The sequence below is a fragment of the Adlercreutzia sp. ZJ242 genome, assembly GCF_011038995.1.
Taxonomy (GTDB): domain Bacteria; phylum Actinomycetota; class Coriobacteriia; order Coriobacteriales; family Eggerthellaceae; genus CAAEEV01.
The window spans coordinates 1-2,052 of sequence record NZ_JAAKEE010000093.1; the positions used below are offsets into that span (position 1 = coordinate 1).

General features: G+C 73.8%; 1 protein-coding gene. It reads right to left on the reverse strand.

The window, feature by feature from the left end; genetic code table 11:
• Positions 1-2,052: cation-translocating P-type ATPase (locus G7Y49_RS11870; protein WP_165174079.1), on the reverse strand; the 2,052-nt coding region annotated here is incomplete at both ends.

Consider the following 2,052-nt stretch of genomic DNA (forward strand, 5'->3'; position numbering starts at 1 on the left):
CCCGCCGCGCGACCTGCGCCCGTGCCCGTGCCCGCGCCCGCTCCGGCGCCCGTGCCCGTGCTCGCTCCGGCGCGCACCGCCTGCACGCGCTCGGCCTTCCCGAGCGGCTTCACGCCGAAGAACACGTGGTCGGCGGGAATGCCCACCTGGGCCGCCACATCCTCGGCCGGGCCCTGGGCGTCGCCCGTGACCATGTAGGCCGCGATGCCGTAGGTGCCCTGCAGCTCCGCGAGGGCCTGGGCCGCGTCGGGCTTGGACTCGTCGCGGAACTCAAAGCCGCCCCGGTCGACGCCGTCCACCACGACGCGCGATCCCACGAACACCTCGTGGCCCTCGACCACGCCGCGCACGCCCTCGCCGACCACGGCCTCGAACGCCTCCACCGCGGGAAGCTCGCCGGCCGCGCCGGCGCCGACAGCACCGCTGGCCTGCGCGTACTCGACCACCGCGCGCGCCAGCGGGTGCTCGCTGCGCGCCTCGAGCGCGGCGGCCAGCCGCAGCGCCTCGGGAGCCACGTCGCACGCGACCACCTGCGGGGCGCCCTGCGTGACGGTGCCCGTCTTGTCGAACACCGCCGCTTCGAGCTTGCACATGCGCTCGAGCACCTCGCCGTCCTTGATGAGCACGCCGAGCTGCGCGCCCTTGCCCATGCCTACCATGAGCGCCGTGGGCGTGGCGAGCCCCAGCGCGCACGGGCACGCCACGCAGATGACGGCGATGGCGGGCAGGAGCGCCTGCTGGAGCAGCTCGTCCGGATTCTCCGGCGGCACGAGGAAGAACCACGCGCAGAACGTGAGCGCCGCGATGGCCAGGATCGCCGGCACGAACACCGCCGCGATCTTGTCGGCCATGCGCTGCACCGGCGCCTTCGAGCCCTGCGCGTCCTCCACCGCGCGCACGATGCGCGCGAGCGTGGAGTCGGCGCCCACGCGCAGCGCGCGCACCTCGAGCGCGCCCGTGGCGTTCGTCGTGCCGCCCGTCACGACGTCGCCCGCGCGCTTGACGACCGGCAGCGCCTCGCCGGTGAGCATCGACTCGTCAACCTCGGACGCGCCGCCGCGCACCACGCCGTCGACCGGCACCTTCTCGCCGGGGCGCACGAGCACGGTGTCGCCCGCCATCACCTGCGAGAGCGGCACCTCCACCTCCGCGCCGCCGCGCACCACGCGCGCCGCAGGCGGCGTGAGGCTCATGAGCGACTCGATGGCCTGGTTCGTGGCGCCCTTCGCGCGCGCCTCGAGGATCTTGCCCAAAAGCACGAACGTGATGAGCATGGCGCACGTCTCGAAGTACGGCATGCCGCCGTTGATGCGAAGGGCCTCGTGCCCCGTCCACTGGCCCGTGACCACCGGGAGGAACGTGATCCACAGCGAGAAGAGAAACGCGATCGACGTGCCGAGCGCCACGAGCACGTCCATGTTGGCGCTGCCCCCCTTGAGCGACCCCCACGCGCCCTTGTAGAAGCGCGCGCCGCAGCCGAACTGCACGGGGATGGTGAGCAGCATGAGCAGGACGTTCGCCGCGAACATGGACTGCACGTGCGTGGGCTCGGCGCCGCCCGCGAACAGCCCCGCGAGGGCCGCGCCCGTGGCCATGTGCGCGCCCGGCAGCATGCCGATGCACACGACGAGCACCGTGAGCGCGGCGCTTGCGCCGAACACGCGCAGGTCGTGCTTCGCGCGGGCGGCCTCCTTGGCGCGGCGCTTCTCGTCGACGAGCGGGGCGTCGTCGGGGATGATCTCGGCGGTGAACGCCAGGCTGTCGAACACGCGCAGCATGTCGTCGACGCTCGCCGCGCTCGGGTCGAACGTGACCTGCCCGGTGTTGTTCGCCAAGTTGACGGCGCACCTGATCACGCCCGGGGTCTTGCGGTAGTGGCTCTCGATCGACTGCGCGCAGTTCGCGCAGTGCATGCCCTCGATGGCGAGGCGGATGGTGGCCTCGGCGGGGGCGGCGGGGGCATCATCGAGGGGCGCGGCGGCAAAGGCGGGCTCAGCGTCCTCGCCGTCCGCGGGCGCGCCGGCCGCGGGCGCGCCGGCTGCGGGCGCGCCG